This is a genomic window from Rhizobium sp. UFLA01-1127, assembly GCF_059803845.1.
Map to the genome: position 1 here is coordinate 1 of NZ_JAUQTZ010000118.1, position 19,585 is coordinate 19,585.

Consider the following 19,585-nt stretch of genomic DNA (forward strand, 5'->3'; position numbering starts at 1 on the left):
CAAAACTGCCTCCTAAAAGGTAGCCTTGAATCAGACCAAAGCTGATTTGTGAACCAACTTTGTCAACATCGCCTAATTGATGACGACAAGTATTCTTACTCAAATCCATCGCAAAGACGCCGACAGAACACTCGACTTTTGAACGAGTTGGCATGCTGGGGCGGCTATATTCTCGGCGATATCCTTCAGCCTCGATGCGAAAGCCGCCAAGGAGATCGATGGCCGGACTGACCTGGCATGATTTTCCAGCCAGCGATCGGCCCCGGCGGCATTCAGGACGATTCTCTCGCCTCGAGGTTTCAACGCCGCAGCGGCACTCTTGTCTTGATCGAAGTTAGCTCATATTGACTAGCGTGCCGGCATCTAAAAAACGAGTTATCCATGGCCCCCGCGTCTCGCTTGCGCCTGCTTGTTGCTCTCGGTTTTGGTCTTTTCCCACCAGTTTGCCAAGCGCAATCCTTTGATTGCGGCAAGGCACAGACCGCGATTGAAAAGACGATTTGCGCCTATCCCAACTTGATCGCCCAGGACACGGCCTTAGCCGCGTCCTACAGGCAGGCGGCAAACGATCTCAGCGGCAATCCGGCAAAGCTGACGGAATTGAAGCAGCAACAGCGCCGCTGGCTATCCGACCGAAATAAGTCATGCACGGATCCCGATCCGGATCACCTGGCGAAGTGCTTGATGACAATCTATCAGGCGCGAATTGCCGAGCTGAGCGCGCCAAGTTCTCCGGCCGGACGAAGCCCGCCGAGTTCCGAGCGATCCCCGGAGCCCTCAGCATCGACCGCGGCAGAAACGCAAGTCCCCGGAGGGCAGTATCGGGTAACACCGCCGCCCGCTGCAATTGCACAATCCTCCTCCACCTATCCATCCCCAGAGCCCGCAGCCCAGCCCCATCTGGCATTGGATCGGCTCCCCGCCGATCAAGACGGAAGCACGCTGATGACGGTCGACCGGCCAGGTCGGGTTGCCATCAGTACCCATAGCAGCTCCGGTGTCGCGCTGCAGCTCATCGACATGATGACGGGGCCTGGAGAGCAAATGGGGGTGCCAGGCGTCGGCGACGGACGGATCGACACCCTGCTGGATAAGGGCACCTACAAGATACGTGTTTTTGGCGCCAAGGGAGCAAGCGGCAAGGTCGAACTCAAAGCGCAGTCCTACCAGGAGCTTGAACGGCCCGATACCGTCCTAAGTGCCGACGTCCCGATCGATGCTGATCTCGGCGATCTCCAGCAAAGGTCTTTCTGGATCGACGTTCCCGATTCCGGACGTATCGACGTAGAGGCCGTTGGACGCTCGCTTCACGATTTGCGGCTGTGGCGCAATGGAGGCGGCATCGTCCAGCTTTCACCGACGATCTCGGTCTTCGAGCTGAAGCCGGGCCTTTCGATGACGCGAGCCACGTTGGCCGGCATGGTTGAACCTGGGCGTTACCTTGTGACCGCCTATGGCGGCGAGAAGCTTGCCTGGGCAAATTCCGATACCGCCGAGCCGTTTCATATCCGCACCGGCGTCACGATGTCGCTCGCGGCCGGGATCGCCGAAGGCGTAATCGGGCCTTTTGGTTCGATGCGTTTCGAGGCGCCTGCCGATTTCGACCGATTCCGTCTCGATCTACCGCAATCTGCATCGGCTATGCTTCGCGCAGCGCGGATTTCCAATCCTGCCCCTTCTTTCCGAAGTGCGGCAATCGGCAAGTCGAACCGCGAGCCGGTCGCAATGCTGGCATTGCCGGCGGATGGCCAACCCGGCATCGTCGAAATATCTGGATATGAAGGCCAGCGCTTTCAGGTTCGCGGGCTGCGTTTCGGCAATCAGACCCAATTCGACGGCTCTGTGCCCAATCTCATCAGCCTCGACGTGGCGGGCGAAGGCGGGGACGAAATTCCTGCGACCTCCTTGCTCATCCGCCAGGACAATGGCGGCAGAGCAAGCGTCGTTGCCTCCGACATGCCTCGCCTTGGTGCGGGCCAGGCTTGGAGACGACGTTTCAATCTGCGTGGACCGACATCGCTCCTGTTCGAGATGACGCAGGCAGGCCAGATCGCCGTCCATGCTTCGGGTGTTGCCCTGCACTCCGAAATCAGTCCGGTTCTTCTTGGTAATGCCCCGCGTGCGGACGGCCGCGTGCCCGATCGCTATGATCTGGATGCCGGCTATTATTTGCTCCGCCTCGTGCCCAATGCGAATGCGAGCGGCATCATCGATCTTACACTCGGGACTCCAGGTCTTGTGCCGCCGGTCCAGCCGGCTGCGCCGGCGCGCACGACGATTTCCTATGGCGTCCAGGAAGCCCGATCGGCCACGAGCCTGGAGATCATCACCAACGCGGCTCCCACGCTCTTGACCGGGCCGCGTGCCGTCGCGCTGCCTGCCGATCTTGAAACCCGGCCGCTGGCACTCTGGCAATCGGCAGGCCCAACACCGCAAACCGGAGCGGATCAGCCGAAGTCCGCCGCTCCGGAGCCGGTGCCGCCAGGCTCGGACAAATCCGATGACGGCGAGGCTGCCCTTGCGCGACCGGCGTCGCCGGCGGATCTGCGCATCGACGTCCATGCCCCACCTGGTGGCATCATTTCCGCCTTTGATATGCGCAATGCCCCCGTCGCCTTCGCGGTCAGCAACGAGCATGCCGATGCGGGGGGACGGAGGCTGACGCTGCGTTTTCCTGCCATTTCCGCCTCCCGCGCCATAGGCGTCAGCTGGCGGCCGGATGCGAGTGCTCCGCGCAAGAGTGGGCGACCGATCGCGGCATCCCCGTTGAACGCCGGCCAAAAGCAATTCTTCGATCTCCCCGAAAATGGCCGTAAAACCTATCAGCTTAACGTGAAGGAAGGCGGTCTTTATCGTATCGAAACTTTCGGGCGTTTGCAGACGTCTCTCGATCTCGGCACGTCGATCGTGCCATCTCTCGGAGAAGCATCCGACAATGGCGATGGCCACAATGCTCTGCTGCTGACCTATTTGCGCGCCGGAACCTATCAGATCGATGTCTCGGCACAGAATTCATCCGGCCATCTCGGTGTCGGCGCCATGCAAGCCTTGCTGGCGCCGACGCCAGCTCTGGTTCCCGACAGCAGCAGCCGAGGCGTTCTGTCGAGTTCGAGCGGCGCCGTTGTGCCGATAGAGATTGCGAAAGCCGGATCCTACAAGCTTGAGCTCTACGCGCTTGGCGGCGACCTTGCCGCGCGTCTGGAGGATGCGGATGGCTGGCCGCTGACGGCCCCCGGTCCTCTCTCCACGCTCAGCATGGATCTGGCACCGGGGCGCTATCGTCTCGTGATCCAACCGCGTGAAGTCGACGCGCGTTTTGTCGCCCGGCTGACATCCGTCATGGACCCGCCGCAACCGCAGGGTCACGGGCCGCATCCGCTGGCTTTCAATCAGGTTCAGAAATTCCAGTGGCGCGAGCCACAGAGCAAAAGCGACACCCGCACCCCCGACAGTTGGACATTCGAACTCGCCGCAGACGCCGATATCAGCATCGATTTGACCGAGGGGATGATCGCCACACTGATCCGCGACGAGAAGGATCAGATCGCGAGATTTGTCGCCGCGCCGCAATTCAGCACCAGGCTGAAGGCTGGGCACTATCGCATCGACCTCAGCAGCCTCGCTCATGACGACCGGCTGGACTATGAGATCACCCTGAACGTAAAGGATCTGCAGCCCGGCGAAACGCGCTTCGTCGACCTGCCGGCCGTGCTTTCCTTCGATGTGGAAAGAGACCGCGTCGTCAGCCTCGGCACCTTCGGCCGCAGCGAGATGAAAGGTGTACTGAAGGACGCCAAGGGCGGCGTGATCGAACGCCTCTCCGGCCGCAGCGACGATTGGAATATCGCGCTTTCCCGCCGCCTCCCTGCCGGCTCCTATACGCTTGGCCTCGAGACGGCGGCTGCACCCGCAACGACGGGCGGCCAGGCGGATAACGGTTCAGACGATCAGCAGGCCTCGTCAAATGATGGCGATCAGCAAGATGGCAGCGGCGATCAGGCCAATAGCTCGAATATCGAGGTCCAGCTCGCTTTGCCGCAGGAATTGGAGCAGCCGGCGCTTGCCGACGGCGGGACTACCGAAGTCAGCGGAAGCTCCGTCTTCGCATTCCCCCTGCCCGCCGGCGAGAAGGATCGGCTCGCACTCGTCGCGGCGCAGTCCACAAGCGAACTGGTTCTATCCGTCGAGACCCGGGGAGCCGATGGCGCCTGGAAGCCGCAAGCCTTTGCCCATGGCCACACGCCCGTTCTTGCCTGGCCTGCCTCGGCGGATGGACCGCAATGGCGCGCTTCGGTATGGACCCTTGATGGCAGTTCGGCCTCGATAAAAATTGGCGCGCGCAGCATCTCCCGCGACATGCGCGCGCTTGGCGATATTTCCTTGGAACCGCTAACGATCGACGGCCTCGGCCTTACCTTGAATGTCGCGCTCGTGCATGTGCCATCGGCGGGCCTGATTGAGTTTGAGACGGCCGGAGATCTGCTTGCGGGAGCAAGCATGGATCATCCGCTTGGCGCCGCCGCATCGGGGCTGTTTGCTCCGCAATCGGATCGCTTATGGCTGGTCACCCGCAAGGACAGCCCGGTGCGGGCAACTCCCGCTAAACTCGAGGGGGAGATTGCGCTGACGCTTGCCGCAGGGGATCGAGCCGTCGTCCCTGCCACGGCCTCCTTACCGGGCAAGACCCGTCTGTGGCTTGCTGACTCCACCTTTGGCCAGCCCGGCCTCGGCGCCGGGCGCGGCATGGGCGTCAGCGTCGATAGCGCTGTCGCCTTGGCCAATGGCCAAGATTTGCATGTATGGAATGCCGGAGGCGATGAGAGTCTGCAGATGCGGCTGAAGCCCATCGACGCAGCTGAGCTCGACGCGATCGTGCTCGACGGCACCTATGCCGCAATCATACCGGCGCTCAGCGCGCGGCCGGTCAGGTTGCCGGCGGGGGTGAAGCGACTGACGCTTGATCTGGCGCCCGGCATTGCCGTGGTTTCCGGTTCTTCGGATCCCGAACTGCTGAACGTCTGGTCCGGCGCCGCACCGCTCTCACGCAACATCACGACATCGGCCAAGGAACTCCGGCTCGTCAACGTCACGAGGGAAGCAGCCTCTGTCCGCGTCAGCCTGTCGCCCGGACAGGCCGTAACGCTTGGCGCCGGTCAGGTTCTGCGCCGATTCTTCGGTACGGCCGGGTCCGAGGCAATCGCCGTGGATGCGATGAGAGGGGATCTCTTGAAGGTTTCCGGCGGCACGGCAACCTTTATCGCAAACGATGGCAAGGTGCTGCGTGGCCAGAACATTGCAGCGTCAGGCGCTGGCCAAGTGATCCTCGACCATGGCGCGGGACTGGTGGTGCTGTGGCTGGAACGGGAAGGCAAATCGCCCTGGCCGCAGCCCGAGCCGAAGCCGGTCGGTCTGCCGCAAAATGCAATGCTCCAGGGGCAGGCGATGGCCTTCCGTCTCGATCCGGTCCAGCCGATGGTCCTCGATGTCAGCACCGATGCACCGGTCATCGTTGATCTCGAACAGAATGGCCGCCACGATCTGCAGCCATTCCCGATGGGCGCTGAATTTCATCGCTATGTCGCGGCCGGCGAAGCGGTGCTCAGGCTCTACTCGACCCACGAGGGGCCGTTGTCCGGTGCGCTGGATCTGACGGCAACACCGGTCATTCCTCTCTCCGAGGGGGTCGGTGCCCCAACTGTGCTTGCACCCGGAGCAACGGTTCTTTTCGGCTTTGAGGTCAAGAGCAAGGGAAATATCGGCGTTGGTCTGCGCTCCGATCCGGATCTCGCCGCCGGTCGCCTGCTCGACGAAAAGGGTCAGGTCCTCGGTGAGGGCGTCAATCAGCTGAAGCCGCTCGAACCAGGCAATTATCTGCTGGAAGCGCGTGCCCCGACCGATGCGCCAACGCTGGTCGTCAGGCCCGCCGTGGTCGGATTGTCACCCCCACCCGCGGGTCCGCCGCCCGAAGTCGTCAATGATTATCTGCAGAATGCCGGTTTGAAGCCCTCGGGATCGAAGTGAAGCCAATGAAAAAGATCGCATTTCTCATTGCCCTGTCTGTGGCTTCTTCCGCACCGATCGCAACCGTGCAGGCGCAGCAACCTGCTGCGCCGCTAAGCCTCGATGTTCTGAACCGGGCCGACGGCGTCAGAATCGTGCCCGAAAGATTTCTGCGCGCCTATGACCCGGTGACGATTTTCTTCGCCGCTGACATCGGTCCGGCAGCGGGCGGTCCCGAGGATTCGCCCGAGCGTTTTGTCACAATGGAGCCGCAAGCCGCCGGCGCCTGGCAATGGCTTGGTCCGCGCGCCTTGCAATTCCGGCCCGCCGACAAATGGAAGCCGCTCGATCGGATCAAGGTGAAGATGACGGGCGGTGGCGGCGAGACCGGCAGCGAAGCCGAACTGATACCGCTGCTGCCCTTGCCGGTATCCACCCAGCCTGCCGCCGATGCCGATCCGGTCAATGACCTTGACCAGATCACGCTGACCTTTGCCGAGCCCGTCGATGTCGCCGCATTGAAACGCCTTCTATCGATCGAACTGCGTCCTTCTCCCGGGATAGGTGATGAAGGCGGCCTGATGCTGGGGGCGCAGGACTTCGATGTCCAGCCGATCGAGCGCAGCGCCCGCAGCGACCAGCAATCTTATGTCGTAAAGTTCCATACCGCAGTGCCCGACGGCCGTGTCGCCCTTGTGCGGCTGAAGCTTGCCGATACACCCGATCTTTCCGATCAGACCTTCGAACTGCGCGTACGCACCGCTGTTCCCTTTACTATGACGAGTTCGGATTGCGGCCGAGGTTTCGACACGGCGACAGTCGATGGCATCATGCGCTGCACGTCAGGCGCCACGAGCAGCGGTTCCAGCGAAACGGTCGATGACAATGGCAATCCCGTCGACGACGGAAACGGCGCGCGCACCTTTCGCTCGAGCAAGGCTCGCAGCCTGATCTTCCGCTTTTCGGGCAATCCCGTCGCCGGGGAGCAGTTCTCGGCACGCGACGCCTTGCGTATTACTCCACCTGTCGACGACCTGACGGCGCAGGCAAGCAATGGGCGTCTCTATGTCCATGGCCGCTTTCTCACGGATAAGGTCTATACGCTGAACATCGCGGCCGGCGCCTTGAAAGATGACCGTGACCGTCCGTTGGCCACCGGTTTCAGCCGGAAATTCGCATTCTCGCCGGAACCTGCGTCTCTCGCCTGGGATGCATCTCAGGGCATCGTCGAACGCTTCGGTCCGCAACTTGTTCCCTTGCGCGGACGCGGCTACGACCGGGCTGACATACGGGTCCATGCGATCGACCCATTATCGCGCGATTTCTGGCCCTTCCCGCAGGTGGGGCTAGACACGAAGGACGACGATGCACCGCCATTGCCCGGCACGGAACCACAGAAGTGGGCAAATGTGGACGATATCTCGGCCGATGCGGTTGCAGCGCGAATTAAGGCTCTAGGTTCACCCGCCATATCCCAGTTTGTAGATCTGCCGATCCATAAAGGCGGCGTGGACACCAAGTTCGGTCTCGACCTGAAGCCGTTCTTTGCCAAGATTGTCGGCGCCGACCAACCCGGAACCTATCTCATCGGGCTGCGTGCGGTGGACGACCAAGCCCGCCATTGGCTGCGCGTTCAGGTTACCGATCTGACCCTGAGCGCGGTGGAGGAACCGGACCGCGTACGCTTCGCAGTCACCTCGCTTGCCAGCGGCAAGCCGGTCGACGCTGCCCAAATCCGGCTGGATGGATTGCAGGACGGCAAATTCGTCACGCTTGCAACGGGGATGACGGATGCGCAGGGCTTCTTTTCCTGGGATCTCGACAACCGTGGCGAAGCCAGGATACGCCGCGTCATCGTGACGAAGGGACTGGATACGCTGGTGATCGACCCTGATCACGCCCCTGCCCAATATGCCCTGAACAACTGGACCAAGCCCTCGACGTCATGGCTCGATTGGACCACCAATCCGGACGAGGGCCGCGACGAACAAGCCCGCACTCTCTGCCATGTCTTTGCCGAGCGGCCGATTTATCGCCCTGAAGAACCCGTGCACATCAAGGGCTATGTCCGCAGCTATCTCAGCGGGCATTTGAGCCTTGCCAAGGCCGGCGGCCAGCTTGTGATTACCGGCCCGGACAAGCAGGAATGGCGCATACCGGTGCAGCTGGACGAATTCGGCGCCTTCTATCACAAGTTCGATGCCGCAACGCCGGCGACGGGCGACTATGAGGTCCATTTCGAGCCGAATGATCCGACGAAGGCCGAAAACGACGATCAACCGGCACAGAAACCCGATGACGGCGACGGCTCAAACGACAATCAAGGCAGCAACGGCGGCGACGACGGCGGGACGCAGGACGCTCAGGCTGATAGCGGCCAGGCCGCTGCTACCGATAGCGGCGATACAGGCGACAAGACACTTCAATGCGGCAGCGTCTCCTTCAAGAAGGAAGCCTATCGGCTGCCGACTTTCGAGGTCGTCCTCAACAATCCGCAAACCGTGCCGCTCGACGCCTCCTTCAACGTCGATCTGATCGCACGCTACTTTGCCGGCGGATTGCTCGCGGACCGCCCCATCCGCTGGCGAGCCGTGCAGTATCCCTATAATTGGACGCCTCCAGGCCATGACGGCTTTCTCTTTTCGACGGATTCCCGGTATTCCGGCGGAGGCGAGTTCAAATCCTCCCCCGCGCTCGAACGAGACGGCAGCACCGATGCCGGCGGTGCCTCGCGCATCAGCTTCGACACGACGATCGAACCCACGGCGCAGCCCCGACGCTATATGATCGAGGCGACGGTCACGGGCGATGACGACCTGCAGGTACGCAGCATCACCAATGTCTATGCGGTCCCGCCCTTCGTGCTCGGCCTGAAAGTGGCGCGGTATGTGCAGAAGCCCGGTGCCGTCGAGCCGCAAATACTGGCTGTCGACGGCAATGGCGCTCCAGTCGAGGGGCTCGAGATGACCGCGCGCCTGATCCATCGCAATTGGACATCGACACTGCAGGCAAGCGACTTCAGCCAGGGCTCTGCGAAATATGTGACGCAGGAGATGGACGAGACGGTGCTGGAACGCAAGATCACCAGCACAAAGGATATCCAGACGCTCGCCTTGGAGGCAAAGGAGGCGGGCGTCTACATCATTCAGCTCGCGGCAAGCGACCGTGTCGGACGCCGGCAGCAGGTGAGCGTCGACTTCTTTGTCGGCGGCTCGACGCCGGTTACATGGGCGCAGCCGCCCGCCCGCACGGCTGTCGTTACGACAGACAAGGACAGCTATATCCCGGGCGAGACTGCCAATCTTCTGATCCAGTCTCCATTCCAGTTCGCCCGCGCTCTCGCCATCGTCGAAGAGCCGGAAGGCAAGTTCCATTATGATTGGGTCGATATCGCCGATGGCTACGGCCATTATGCGTTGCCGGTCCGCAAGGAGCAGATGCCGGAGGTTCCGGTTCATTTCCTCATCATGCGCGGACGGCTGGAGAACAGTACCCCCGCCCCGAGCGCCCCCTTCGACCAGGGCAAGCCGGTCACGATCGCTGCGACCAAGACGGTAACGGTCAAGCCGGTGAAGAACACCGTTACCGTCACCATGGATTATCCGAAAAAAGCCCGCCCGGGCGACGAGGTGGAAGTCACGCTGCATCTGGCGGACGATCTCGGTCAGCCGATCGCGGGTGACGCCACGTTCTGGATGATCGACCAGGCCGTATTGTCGCTTGCAACCGAGCAGCCGCTGGATCCCCTGCCGAACTTCATCGTCAAGCGCAAATCCACGATGGCCTTGCGCGACACCCGCAACATGGCCTTCGGCATCATCCCTCTCGACGAGGTGCCGGGGGGCGACGAGCGGGAGGATTGGGGGACCGACAACAATATCTCCGTCCGAAAGAATTTCACGCCGGTTCCAATCTACCTTCCCGATGTGAAAATCGGTTCGGACGGCACGGCCAAGATCAAGGTGAAGCTTCCGGATTCGCTGACAGTGTTCAAACTGCGGGCCAAAGCAGTCAGCGGCCCCGACCGCTTCGGCTACGGCACCGGCGAAATGCTGATCCGCCAGGAAATCGTGGCGCAGGCCGCCCTGCCCCGCTTCCTTCGCACAGGCGATCGATTTGAGGCCGGCATGATCGCCCGTGTCGTCGAGGGCGGCGGCGGCCAGGGTGCTGCAACCATTGCTTCCGATGGCTTGGCGCTTACGGACAGCAAGGATATTTCCTTCGCCTGGGAACAGAACAAGCCGGCTCATATCGCCGTGCAGGCCTCGGTGCCGGAGCAAAAACCCGGTAAGGACGACGTGCGCCTGCGGTTTGAGGTCGAGCGTCTTGCGGACCACTCCCGGGATGCCGTGGAAATTACGCTCCCCGTAAAGCCCGACAGTATCCCGGCCAGACATTACGAGATCGTCGAAATACCGGCCGGCAGCGAAAAGGTCCTGCCGGGACCGCAGGAAGCAATGCGCCCGGAATCGTTCCAGCGTGTCATGACGCTGGCCTCCGACCCGGCTTTGATCAAGCTGGTCGCCGGTCTGAACGGCCTGGTCGAGTCTCCATATGGATCGACGGAGCAACGCATGTCGCTGGCCTCATCCGGCCTTGCCTTCAAGAGTTTTGCTCCCCTCCTTGCGGCGGCGAAGCTGGACAAGCGCATCGACAACGACGTTCACAACACCGTGCTGGCAATCGGTCAGGCGATCGATGCGGACGGGCTTGTCGGGTTCTGGCCTCACAGCAAAGGCAATGTCTCGCTGACGGCCTGGACCTATTCGTTTCTGGTTGCCGCGGACAAGGCTGGCGAGCCCACCGACAAGGCTTTGACGGAGCGCCTTGCCAATGTGCTTAAACTCTCGCTGCGGTCGGATTATCCGCATCTGCTGAGCGGCAATGAACTCCGCGAGCGGGTCGAGGCCCTGACAGCGCTTGCCGATGGCGGCAAGCTCGATCCGGCCTATACGGCCGAATTCGCACGCTCAGCGGCCCAGATGCCGAATGTGAGCGTTGCCCGAATGACGGCGGCCGCAGCGGCCGCACCCGATGCCGATCAGCGTCTGGTCGGCAACCTGACAGAGGCGATGTGGTCACGCATCCGCATTCTCTCCCGCAATGGCGAGCTGGTCTATAACGGTCAGGCGCAGGATGAGGGCAATCCGCAGATCCTGCCCTCGGAAACCCGCAGCCTTGCCGAAATGGTGCGCGCAGCGGCTTTGACCTCCGAGGCCGATCCGCGCTATCCCGCTCTCAAAAATGCCCTCTTGCAATTGGGCGAGGGCGACGGCTGGGGCTCGACCAATGCCACCGCGGCCGCGATCCGCGCGCTTGCAACTGCGTGGCAGCGACCGACAACGCCCCTGCCGCTGACCGTGACGCAGAACGGCAACGTTCAGTCCCTGACGCTCGACGCCAATGCGCCCGTGTTGCGGCAGGTCATCTCGGACCCGAGCGCAGTGACCATTCACAACAATGGCACAGCGCCGGTGCTTGCCTTGGTCGAAACGAGCTATCTCTCCGCCGAGCCTGGCTACAAGGCGCAAGCTCATAGCGAAGGTTTTGCCCTCACCCGCACGCTTTACCGCGTCCCTGCCGGCAACGCGCCCCTGGAGAAGCTCGCCCCCGATGCCAACGGCACGATCGCGTTGAAGGTCGGAGATGTGGTGGAGGAAAGGGTCGATCTTGTCGTGTCCGAAGACCGCACGCATGTCGCGCTCACCCTGCCGCTTGCGGCTGGACTCGATCCCCTCAATCCGAACATCGCCACCGCGCCCGCGGAGGCGACGCCCGCCATGGCACCGACTTTGACGGCGGATTGGACCTCTTACAACGATGACCAGGTCTTCTGCGCCTATGACAGGCTACCGAAGGGCAATTACACATTCGCCTATCGTATGCGCGCCCTCATTCCCGGCACCTATACGCAGCCCCAGGCACTTGCCGAGACGATCTACCAAAAGGGTGTCGACGGAACGAGTGCGGCAACGCGGATCGTGGTGGTGAAATAGCGATATCGAGTGCGGAAGGATCCTGCAATCCATTAGCCGGGCAATGACATTGTTGAAAACCCGCCGATCAAAACTCGTGGCTTTGACTTTGCTGGCTGCCGCCGCCGGTGCGATTGCCTATGCCTGCACTGTCGCGCAGCGGGCACAGCTCATCGCGCCACGGCCGACGCCCATCCTCTATGATCGCAGCGGTGCGTTCCTCGCGCAGATCGGCCATAGCGAGTACGGACGCATCGATTATGGCTATTGGCCGCTGGAGCGATTGCCCGATCGCTTCGTCAAGGCAACGCTCGCTCTCGAAGACCGCCGGTTTTTTGAGCATGCCGGCGTCGATCTCTACGCGGTCGGCCGGGCGGCCTGGCAAAATCTCAGCTCCGTCCGGCGCCGCTCCGGCGCTTCCACCATTGCCATGCAGGTTGCGCGCATGCAGCAGCCGGAATCGCGCACTTTCCTCCACAAGGCCCTGGAGGCCGGCACCGGCGTCGCGTTGACATTGCGCTACGGCCGCAGTGCCGTGCTGGCGCAATATTTGCGGCTGGCACCCTATGGCAATGGCAGCCATGGGATTGCCCACGCGGCACGATTTTATTTCGACAAGCCGGTGTCGGACCTTTCCTGGGCTGAAATCGCCCTGCTGTCTGCCATCCCGCAATCGCCGACGCGAATGAATCCGCTGCGACCCGACGGACTGCGCCGGGCCATTCAGCGCGGCCATCAGATGCTGGACGTGCTGCTGAAAGAGAAGGTCATCGGGACCGACGAAGCCGAGATCGCGCACCATCAGCTGAACGAGGTGCGGATGCCCGACCTGCCGCGCCGCCCTGATGCGCTGCATGTGATACTGCGCTATGACGATCTCATCGAGAGCGGCCAGATAACCGCTGCTTCGGCGAATGCGCCGCTGATCCACACGACGATCGATCTCGGGCTTCAGGCCGACGTCACGGCACTCTCACGGCAATATCTCGGCATCTGGCGTCCCGCCGGCGCGCAGCAGGTCGCAGCCATGGTGGTATCGCGGCAAACCGGCGAGGTATTGGCCCAGGTCGGATCGAGCAATTATTACGGCAATCATGCCGGCGCCTTCGACTACACGCGGACACCGCGATCCCCCGGCTCGACCCTGAAGCCCTTCGTCTATGCGCTGGGTTTCGAGCGCGGCGTGCTGAAGCCGACCGACATGCTGCTGGACCTGCCGGAGGGTGCCTCGGGCATCGGCGACGCCGACCGGGAATTCCTAGGACCCATGTTGCCGCGCCAGGCGCTCGCCAATTCCCGCAATGTGCCCGCCACCAACCTGCTGCGCAGCATCGGCCTTGAAACCACGTTCCGTTTTCTGCGCGATCTCGGCCTTCACGATCTGGAGGTTCCCGCCGATCATTTCGGGCTGTCCATGGCAATCGGCTCGCTGCCGACGCGCCTTGACAGTCTGATGCGCGCCTATGGAGCTCTCGCCAACGATGGGCAGTTACAAGACCTGCTCTGGGCACGCGAGCAGCCACAGCATCCGCCGGTGCGGGCCATCTCCCTCGATACGGCCCGGCTGATCACCTCCTTCCTGTCCGATCCGCAGGCCCGGCTTCCGAGTTTCCATCGTTACGGGTCCCTCGAATATCCGTTTCCGGTCGCCGTCAAGACCGGCACGTCGCAAGGCTATCGGGATGCCTGGGCGATAGCCTATTCGCAAAAGGTGATCGTCGGCGTGTGGGTCGGGCGCGGGGACAACGGCACTATGAACCGGATGACGGGCGCCGGCAGCGCCGCCCACCTCGTTCATGCGATCATCGACCGCGTCCATGGCAACAAGCCTGGCGATCTTGCCGAAGCTCGCTTTCCAACGCCGCCGGAACGCAAGCCTGTGGACGTTTGCCTCGTCAGCGGGCAGGCAAACGACGAGACCTGCGGCCAGACATTGGTGGAATGGCTGAAACCGGGCGAGATGCCGGAAATGGCCAAGACGGCCTCGCATCCGGATGCAAATGCCGGGGCGGCGCCAGCCGAGACTGGTCCATGGGCGACCTCGAAGGACCCGGCTGTCGGCCGCGAGGGATCCAGCCCGCAAATACACCTCGCCATTTCAACACCGGCCCGCAACAGCCAGATCTGGCGCAATCCGGAACAGCCGGCCGAGTACAACCGCCTAGCGCTGAAGGCGGATGTAAAACCCCATGTCCCGCAGATCGTCTGGTACGTCGATGGCCAGCCGTTTGCGGTTACCGATCCCGACCGGCCCGTGTTCTGGCCGATCGAGAGCGGCCAGCATCGTTTCCAGATCCGCTTGCCATACCGCGACGAAACCTCAGCGATCGTTCCCATCTACGTGCAGTGAAGACGTGCAATGGTTGGAAGGCGGCGCCATGCGTTTGCCGGTCGGGCTGTCGCGCCTCCTGCTCACCCACGGTATCCGCATGTGACAGAACCGCACAGGGCGACTGCAACACAAAAAGATACATTGCAGATATATGTTTTAAAGCATACATCGCCCCCGCCACTACCAAAATCCCCGCCACTACCAAATTCATGGAGATCCGAAATGGCTAGAGAACTGAGCGCTGCAACCAAGGCAATCGTGCAGGCCACCGTACCCGCGCTTGCAGCCCACGGCACCGAGATCACCGCCGCCATGTATCTACTGCTTTTCAAGGACGATGGGGTTCGCAACCTTTTCAACCAGTCCCACCAAGGCGAAGGCGGTGGTCAGACGAAGGCGCTGGCGCAGGCGATCCTCGCTTATGCGCAGAATATCAACAACCTCGCCGTCCTCGGGCCTGCGGTCGAGCGGATCGTACAAAAGCATGTCGGTCTTCAGATTGAGGAGCATCATTATCCGCATGTCGCCAACGCGCTGCTCGCAGCCATCAAGCAGGTGCTGGGCGACGCCGCAACCGACGAGGTGCTTGCAGCCTGGGGCGAGGCCTACTGGTTCCTGGCGGATATTCTGATCGGCAGGGAAAAACAGGTCTATGACGAGCTAAGCGCTGCTGAAGGCGGATGGAGCGGGTGGCGCCGTTTCCGCGTTGCCGACAAGCGCCGCGAAAGCGACATCATCACCTCCTTCGTCCTCAAGCCTGAAGATGGCAGGCCGGTCCTGCGCCATCTCCCGGGCCAATATCTGACCTTCCGGATCGCCGTGCCGGGAAAGGGTGAATATCGCCGCAACTACAGCATCTCCTCCGCTCCGAACGGCGAGACCTACAGAATTTCGGTCAAACGCGAGCCCTCGGGTGTGATTTCGAACTATCTGCATGACAAGGTGGTCGTCGGCGATGTGCTCGAAGTTGCGCCACCGGCGGGCGATTTCTTCCTCAAGGAGAATACGGCGCGACCGGTCGTCTTGCTGAGCGGCGGTGTCGGCCTGACGCCGATGGTCAGCATGCTCGAAACCATCGCAGCGAAAGAAGGCAATGCGAATGTCTACTACGTCCACGGAGCCGAAGACGGCAAGGTTCACGCGATGGGCGAGCATGTTCGCAAGCTCGTTTTCGGCCGCGACGGCATGAGGTCGGCGATCTTCTATCGTACGCCGCATTCCGACGATCGGAAGGGTGTTCACTACGACCAGGAAGGCTTCGTCACCCTTGAGTGGCTCGCCGAGAACACGCCGCTGAAGGAGGCCGACATCTATCTGTGTGGGCCAAAGCCGTTTCTTGCGACCTTCGTCAATGGACTGGACAGGGCCGGCGTCCCGAAAGACAGAATCCATTACGAGTTCTTCGGTCCGGCCGACGATTTGGCGGCATAAGAAGAGCATCAGACGGCAGGAGTTCGCTCCGCCGCCTGATTGCTATTATGCTGCAATGGAATCAGGAAAGAATTCATGCGGCTGACAGTTTATTCCGACTATGCATTGCGGCTGATGATGTATCTCGGCCTCCGCACGGGCGAAGACCTATCGACGATCGATGAGGTGGCGGCGGCTTACGGCATCTCCAAGGCGCATCTCATGAAGATCACCAACGAACTCGGCAGGAAGGGCCTGATCGAGACCATACGGGGACGCCAGGGGGGAATGCGCCTGGCCCGTGACGCATCGGCCATCAGGGTCGGAGATATCGTTCGGGCCTGCGAGCCGGACTTCGCGCTGGTCCCTTGCATGGAAGCCGAAGGCGGCAATGCCTGCGTGGTATTGCCCGCCTGTGTGCTCAAGCGCGCGCTTGCTGCCGCGGCCGCAGCCTTTCTCGAGGTCCTGGACGGCTACACGCTGCGGGACCTCGTCGGACCGACCGTCGCGCTGCGCCAGCTCCTGGGCCTGGCGGACCCCGATCCCGTGCCGAATGCGGTGACAAGCTAGCGGCGGCATCCCTCTTTATCCGCATCGGCATTCGCATGGCTTGTCATGCCGGTAAGCTATCCGACTTCACCAAGACTGGCTGTGAGATCGGATAGGAGATCTTCTTCGGCTTCCAGGCCAATGGAAACCCTGAGCAATCCTTCGCTTATGCCGGCGGCGCGGCGAGCCTCCTCTCCCATGCCGACGTGAGTCATGCTGGCTGGATGAGCGATGAGGCTTTCAACGCCGCCCAGGGATTCGGCAAGCGTGAAGACCCTCAATGCAGCCACGAAGCGCCGTACGGCTTCCAATCCTTCATGAAGCTCGAAGCTCAGCATGGCGCCGAAGCCGGATTGCTGCCGCGCCGCAAGCTCATGACCGGGATGAGACGGCAGGCCGGGATAATGGACAGCCCTGACCCGTGGATGTTGAGCAAGAAAACGAGCGACGGCTCCCGCGGTCAGCTGCTGGCGTTCGATCCGGGCAAACAGGCTTCGGATGCCCCGTAGTGTCAGATAGGAATCGAAGGGAGCGCCCGTCGCTCCGATCATGTTTGCCCAGCCTTTAAGCTCTTCGACATCGCTCGAATTTGCCGCGACGACCGCGCCTCCCACCACATCCGAGTGTCCGTTGAGATATTTCGTCGTAGAATGAATAACCAAGTCGGCTCCGAGCAAAATCGGCCGCTGCAGCGCCGGCGACAGAAACGTGTTGTCGACGGCAAGACGCGCGCCCGCGGATTTCGCCAGCCGGGACACGGCCTGGATATCGACGATGCGCATGAGCGGATTGCTGGGTGTTTCCACGAAGACAAGCGATGCGCCGCGGCCCAAGGCCCCTGCCAGGGCGTCCTTATTGTTCTGATCGACAAACTCCAGATCGAAATGGCCCTTGTCCTTCAAGGCTGCCAACAGCCGGTAGGTTCCGCCATAGCAATCATGCGGCGCCACGACCCTGTCGCCCGGCCTCAGGAGACTGAGAACAAGATTGACGGCGGCCATGCCGGAAGACGTGACGACGGCTCCCGCGCCGCACTCCAGCTTCGCCAATGTATCGGCAAGGAGATCGCGCGTGGGGTTGGATGTTCTTGAGTATTCGTATGGCTGCGATTGTTCGAACTGTCGGAACGCGAAGTTGCTCGATAAGTAAAGAGGCGGCGTCACAGCACGATGGGACGTGTCGCTCGCAATGCCGTTGGCAGCCGCGATCGTTCTGAAATCTCTATCTTTCGACATATGGGAATTGCCTTGTGCACATTGTCATAACGGGCCAATCGACCGAAAGCCGCACAACCGAGATTCCCGGCGATGGGACATTCGACAGTCGAAAGCCTGTTCCTCCTGCACACTATAATTTCCCGATTGAGAATGACAACGATGGATCGTTCTCCATTTCAGTCGAAATCAAACACATATGACTATGCAAAGAGAATTATTCAGGCGGCCTCCGGAATTTCATGAGGTTCAGCTCAACGGATTCACAATGGAATGCTGTGCCGTGGCCGCGGGACAGCGCTTAGAAAGCAGCTATGACAAGTCGCCAATCATCTGAGCGCAACACCAGTGATTGCCACCGGCTTTAGACATCGAAGAATTGGAAGTGAAACGCGCTGACACCCATCAAAGCATGTTGCGCACCGGAGACATCCGTGCCGTTGTAGGTAGCACCATCCAAATACAGATTTCGGTCGGTGGTAGGTGTTCCGTCCCACGCGTCGTTCAGGAACGTCACGCTCGCGTCATGGGCACCTTTGTCCCAATCACCCTGCACCACCAAGTGATCTGACTGGCCAGAGCCGTGAAGAGAGTGCGCTGTCTGTATGTCACCGATTTGTTTTCCGTCGACGGTAACCCTGTACTGTGCGTCGCCAAGATAGGCATCCTCACTGATCAACAAAACGAGTTTGTCCGCTCCGGTACCGATCGTGGTTCCGTCGCTCGCTGGCGGAGGAACGGTTGCCGGAGGCGTCGGGGTGGTAGCGGGAAGGTCAGAATACACATTGAAGTGGAACGCGCTGACACCCATCAAAGCATGTTGCGCGCCGGAGACATCCGTGCCGTTGTAGGTGGCACCATCCAAATACAGATTTCGGTCGGTGGTAGGTGTCCCGCCCCACGCGTCGTTCAGGAACGTCACGCTCGCGTCATGGACACCTTTGTCCCAATCACCCTGCACCACCAAGTGATCTGACTGGCCAGAGCCGTGAAGAGAGTGCGCTGTCTGTATGTCACCGATTTGTATTCCGTCGACGGTAACCCTGTACTGTGCGTCGCCAAGATAGGCATCCTCACTGATCAACAAAACGAGTTTGTCCGCTCCGGTGCCGATCGTGGTTCCGTCGCCCACTGGCGGAGGAACGGTTGCCGGAGGCGTCGGGGTGGTAGCGGGAAGGTGAGAATACACGCGCATATAATCGATCTGCTCTGAAATCGGCGCTTTGGTAATATCTGCATTGTTATTGGGATCGTCCTGCGTGGCCAGATCGGCCAGGAGATACATTGGCCCATGCATATCGCTCGGCGTGGGCTTCGTTCCCGTAAGCTGGCCATCGACGTAGAAGCCTATGGTATCGGCATTCCAATCCAATCCATATGTATGAAAACCGGATGGCTGAGCGAGCTCGCTATAGACCTGCAAATCTTGTTGCCAATTAAGATTCGGCGCGGCATCGGTCGTGTGAATGCCGCTATATATGCCCTTCTCGAAACTTCCATAGTTTTCGACGATATCAAGTTCCTGCCAGTGTCCGGCATTATTTGGATCGGCTATCATATTGTCCGGTAGAAGCCAGAACGCGGCCCACGCTCCCGGAAGGTTCGAGAAATCAGCCCGCATCTCGAAGTAGCCATATGTTTGCGAAAAATGCCCCTGCGTCGTGATCAGTCCGGACTCCCAGCTGCCGGGGAAGCCGGACGCGGTGCGGTCGGGCACGGCCGTAATCGTCAGCGCTCCGTTGCTCACGTCGAAAGGATCGTAACCCGACGAAGCGTCAACGAATGAAGAATGACCAAAGCCAATATCGGAATTGGCGTCATAGCGCCATTGCGGGCGGATATCGGCCCAGGTCGTGCCATTACCCGTCTGAGAAATGCTGCGAGTATTGAACTCGTCGTCAAACGTCAGCTGGTATTGGGTAAGATCGATCGTAGACATGTCTACCTCCACGACAAATTGGTCCGCCCCGGCTTTCGCCATTGCGCGGGCTGCAAACATCGAACGCCAACAAAATGCAAAATACACGACAACACGGGGACACTAGATTCACGTTGTCCAATGGCACCCCCTATCAAATTGGGGCTGCCGCTCGACCCATGCGCCT

Annotated in this window: 7 protein-coding genes and 1 pseudogene; 6 read left to right on the forward strand and 2 right to left on the reverse strand. The window is 61.1% G+C overall.

Features of this window, described 5'->3' with window-relative positions; all coding sequences use genetic code 11:
• Positions 1–381 precede the first annotated feature (381 nt).
• The 6 genes and pseudogenes from Q4Q11_RS24070 to Q4Q11_RS24095 all read left to right on the forward strand — a co-directional run.
• Positions 382–705 (forward strand): annotated as a pseudogene (locus Q4Q11_RS24070) (lysozyme inhibitor LprI family protein); the annotation flags it as partial.
• Positions 706–945: 240 nt separating this feature from the next.
• Positions 946–6,021 (forward strand): hypothetical protein, encoded by a 5,076-nt coding sequence (locus Q4Q11_RS24075; protein WP_498571055.1) that lies wholly within the window; start codon positions 946–948, stop codon positions 6,019–6,021.
• Positions 6,022–6,026: 5 nt separating this feature from the next.
• Positions 6,027–11,996: an alpha-2-macroglobulin gene (locus Q4Q11_RS24080; RefSeq protein WP_498571050.1), complete on the forward strand. Its 5,970-nt coding sequence runs from the start codon at positions 6,027–6,029 to the stop codon at positions 11,994–11,996.
• Between the two features lie 76 nt (positions 11,997–12,072).
• Positions 12,073–14,325: a transglycosylase domain-containing protein gene (locus Q4Q11_RS24085; RefSeq protein WP_498571051.1), complete on the forward strand. Its 2,253-nt coding sequence runs from the start codon at positions 12,073–12,075 to the stop codon at positions 14,323–14,325.
• A gap of 204 nt (positions 14,326–14,529) precedes the next feature.
• Positions 14,530–15,738, forward strand: a complete 1,209-nt coding sequence (gene hmpA / locus Q4Q11_RS24090; protein ID WP_498571052.1) for an NO-inducible flavohemoprotein — start codon at positions 14,530–14,532, stop codon at positions 15,736–15,738.
• 75 nt (positions 15,739–15,813) lie between these two features.
• Positions 15,814–16,287: an Rrf2 family transcriptional regulator gene (locus tag Q4Q11_RS24095; RefSeq protein ID WP_112512913.1), complete on the forward strand. Its 474-nt coding sequence runs from the start codon at positions 15,814–15,816 to the stop codon at positions 16,285–16,287.
• Between the two features lie 56 nt (positions 16,288–16,343).
• Here Q4Q11_RS24095 and metB read toward each other — a convergent pair whose 3' ends face one another.
• Positions 16,344–17,501: a cystathionine gamma-synthase gene (gene metB / locus Q4Q11_RS24100; protein WP_498571053.1), complete on the reverse strand. Its 1,158-nt coding sequence runs from the start codon at positions 17,499–17,501 to the stop codon at positions 16,344–16,346.
• 343 nt (positions 17,502–17,844) lie between these two features.
• Positions 17,845–19,419 (reverse strand): carbohydrate-binding domain-containing protein, encoded by a 1,575-nt coding sequence (locus Q4Q11_RS24105; RefSeq protein WP_498571054.1) that lies wholly within the window; start codon positions 19,417–19,419, stop codon positions 17,845–17,847.
• Positions 19,420–19,585 lie beyond the last annotated feature (166 nt).